Source organism: Microbacterium sp. (assembly GCF_036566905.1).
In the GTDB taxonomy this organism is placed as follows: domain Bacteria; phylum Actinomycetota; class Actinomycetes; order Actinomycetales; family Microbacteriaceae; genus Microbacterium.
In genome coordinates, this window is record NZ_DATCVK010000107.1 from 1 (window position 1) to 3,271 (window position 3,271).

The window sequence follows — 3,271 nt, forward strand, 5'->3', positions numbered from 1 at the left end:
TCGCGGGCGAACTGCTCGTGCTTGTCGAGCATGGACTCCTTGTCGCCGGTCCAGGTCGTCTGCGTGATGGCCGCTCGGACGATCGTCATGTTGCCTCCTGAGTCGGTCGGCGTCGTTGCCGTGCACTCGATGGGCGTGGAACAGAGGTGCTCACCGGGTGGTGCTGTGACGCCGAGGCTGTGCTGCGGACTGCGGCGTCCGGAGCTTCCGAACGAGTGCGCGACCCGTTCTGTTATTGTTCGGCGTGAACATTTCTCTTGTGTTTCACACTGTGACGTTGTGGTTACTTATCTTGTCCCTCACACCGTGAGGAGGCAATGGTCGTGTCAGGTATTCATGTGAATGGATCTCGAATGGCTGCGGTTCGACTCGAGGGCGCCGAGCTCATCGCGCTCGCGGAGTTCGGTGAGACGACCCCACGCGGCATTGCGGGGGTGATCGCCCGACTCGTGAACTCGGGCGAACTCGCCGCGGGCACCCGCCTGCCGACCGTGCGCGAACTCGCGAGCGAACTCGGCGTCAGTCCGGCCACGGTGAGCCAGGCCTGGCAGGCCCTCTCGCGCACCGGGCTCATCGAGTCGCGCGGGCGCGCGGGCAGCTTCGTCCGCCCGCTCTCGCAGGGCTGGCTGGCGCCGCGCATGCGCGGCATGGCCGCCCCGAACGACCCCGTGCGCCTCGACCTCTCGCGCGGCACGCCCGACCCGCTCCTGCTCCCGGCGCTCGGACCGGCGCTCTCCCGGGTCTCGGCGCGCGCCGAGACCGGCAGCTACCAGGCCGAGCCCGTGATCCCGGGGCTCGCAGCGGTGCTCGCCGACTCCTGGCCGTCGGAGGCCGAGACGATCATGGTCGTCGACGGTGCCCTCGACGCGATCTCGCGCATCCTCGACGAGGTCGTGCGCTACGGCGACCGGGTCGTGGTCGAGAGCCCGGGCTTCCCGCCGTTCCTCGACCTGCTCGACCTGCTCGGCGCCGAGGCGGTGCCGGTCGCGGTCGACGACGCGGGCATGACGCCCGAAGGGCTCGCCGGGGCGCTGCGCCGACAGCCCGTCGCGGTGCTGCTGCAGCCACGGGCGCAGAACCCCACCGGAGCGTCGATGACGGTCGGCCGCGCCGAGGCGCTGGCGCGGGTCATCCGCTCGGCCGAACGCGCGGGCGACGTCGTCGTCATCGAAGACGACCACTCGGGCATGATCTCGACCGCCGGCGACGTGACGCTCGGCACCTGGCTGCCCGGGCAGGTCGTGCACGTGCGCAGCTTCTCGAAGTCGCACGGCCCCGACCTGCGCATCGCCGCCGTCGGCGGACCCCGCGACCTCGTCGACCGCATGGCCGCGCGCCGCATGCTCGGCCCCGGCTGGACGTCACGGATGCTGCAGACGATCCTGCTCGACCTGCTCACCGACGGCACCTCGCTCGACGCCGTCGCCGAGGCGCGGCGGCAGTACTTCACGCGGCAGCGCGCGCTCGGCGATGCGCTGCGGGCGCGCGGCGTGCCGGTCGCCCCGGCCGACGGCGTGAACCTGTGGATGCCGGTGCTCAGCGAGCGCTCGGCGCTCGTGCAACTCGCGGCGTCGGGTGTGCGGGTGGCGGCGGGCACGCCGTTCCTCGCGGCATCGAACCCCGCTGCCGGCGCGGGCAACGGGCGCTCGCGACCCGGCGGCGAGTTCGTCCGGGTCACGGTCGGCGTGGTGCGGGGCGACGTCGACGAGGTCGCCGATGCGCTCGCGACCGCCGCGCAGCACGTCGTCGCGGGCGGGTACTGAGCCTCCCGCGAGCACGGTCTCGCGTGCGTCACAATGGTGGCCGCGGCAGGCGCCGCCCGACGTCGAGGAGACCACCGTGCGCACGACCAGCGTGAAGCCCCGCAGCGAGCTGAAGAACACCGCATACGAGATCTTCATCGGGGTGCTGTCGATCCTGTCGATCGTCAACCTCGTGCTCGTCTACGCCATGCAGGGCGACGGCGCATTGCAGCAGATCCTCTCGGTCATGAACGCCCTCTTCAGCGCGATCTTCCTCGGCGACTTCGTCTACCGCATGGCGACGGCGCCGTCGGCCGGGCACTACTTCTTCAGGGGCTACGGGTGGGCCGACCTCCTCGCGAGCCTGCCGTTCGCGCAACTGAAGATCCTGCGGATCTTCCGCCTGCTGCGCGTCTACCGCCTCATGCGGGACCTCGGCCCTCGCACGATCTGGAACACCCTCGTCCACGACCGCGCGAACAGCACCCTGATGACGCTGCTGCTGCTCGGCGTGCTCGTGTTCCAGTTCGGCAGTATCTCGATCCTCGCGGTGGAGGGGCACGCCGAGGGTGCGAACATCACCTCGGCGTCCGATGCCCTCTGGTACACGATCGTCACGATCTCGACGGTCGGCTACGGCGACCAGTTCCCGGTGACGAACACCGGTCGGATCCTCGGCGTGCTCATCATCATCGTCGGCGTCGGCATCTTCGGAACGTTCACCGGATACCTCGCGAACCTCTTCCTCGGGCCGGGCACGTCGAAGCCGGAGGACGCGAGCGACACGCCGACGGCGCCGGCCGAGGCGCCGACCGCGGCGCCGGCCGAGGTGCCTGCGGGCACCCCGCTCGGCGACCGGCTCGCCGAGCTGCTCGCACAGTCCGAGCGGACGACGGCGGAGCTCCGCCTCCTGGTGGCCGACGCCGCTCCGGGCGCCGCCGGGGACTGAGGGCTTACCGGCAGACGCCGGCGCCTACTCGCCGAGAAGTCGGAGGATCTCCCGAAGCCGTGCGGTCTCGGCAGGGCCGAGCGCACGTTCGATCTCGGCGTTGGCCTCGCCCGACGCCACGACGGCCGCCCGGCAGAACTCGGCGCCGCGGCGGTCCAGCCGCACGATCGTGGCGCGCTGGTCGGTCGGGTCGGACTCGGCGGTGACGTATCCGCCCGCCGTGAGCGTGCGCACGAGGGCGCTCATCGCCTGGCGGCTGATGCCGGCTCGCGCCGCGAGCGTCGAGACGCGGGTCCCCTCGGGATCGAGGGCCGAGAAGACCGCCACCTGCGCCTGGTGCACGTCGCCGTAGCCCCGTTCGGCCAGGCGCCGGAAGATCGCGGCCGTCAGCGCTCGGGAGACCGCGCCGACGGTGTGGGTGAGGTCGTGCCGGCTGGCCTCTTCGAACTCGCGCAACGCGTCACCGTGCATTAGGCAACCTCCTTGACAACTTAGGCAACCGGGTTGACTATTAACGCAACCCGGTTTCCTACCGGCCATCCTCCCAGATTCGAGGTCATCGATGTCAGGCACCATCACC

General features: G+C 70.9%; 3 protein-coding genes and 1 pseudogene. 2 read left to right on the forward strand and 2 right to left on the reverse strand.

What is annotated here, in order from left to right; all coding sequences use genetic code 11:
- Positions 1-89 (reverse strand): annotated as a pseudogene (locus tag VIP82_RS07885) (acyltransferase); the annotation flags it as partial.
- A gap of 264 nt (positions 90-353) precedes the next feature.
- Between VIP82_RS07885 and VIP82_RS07890 the strand changes: the two are divergent.
- Together VIP82_RS07890 and VIP82_RS07895 are read left to right on the forward strand one after the other, a co-directional pair.
- Positions 354-1,763, forward strand: coding sequence for an aminotransferase class I/II-fold pyridoxal phosphate-dependent enzyme (locus tag VIP82_RS07890; RefSeq protein ID WP_331907363.1), 1,410 nt, complete (start codon positions 354-356; stop codon positions 1,761-1,763).
- 76 nt (positions 1,764-1,839) lie between these two features.
- A complete protein-coding gene (locus tag VIP82_RS07895) occupies positions 1,840-2,691 on the forward strand; it encodes an ion transporter (protein ID WP_331907365.1) in 852 nt (283 codons plus the stop codon).
- Between the two features lie 24 nt (positions 2,692-2,715).
- Here the strand turns inward: VIP82_RS07895 and VIP82_RS07900 are convergent, their stop codons facing one another.
- Positions 2,716-3,162: a MarR family winged helix-turn-helix transcriptional regulator gene (locus tag VIP82_RS07900; protein WP_331907367.1), complete on the reverse strand. Its 447-nt coding sequence runs from the start codon at positions 3,160-3,162 to the stop codon at positions 2,716-2,718.
- Between the last annotated feature and the right edge of the window lie 109 nt (positions 3,163-3,271).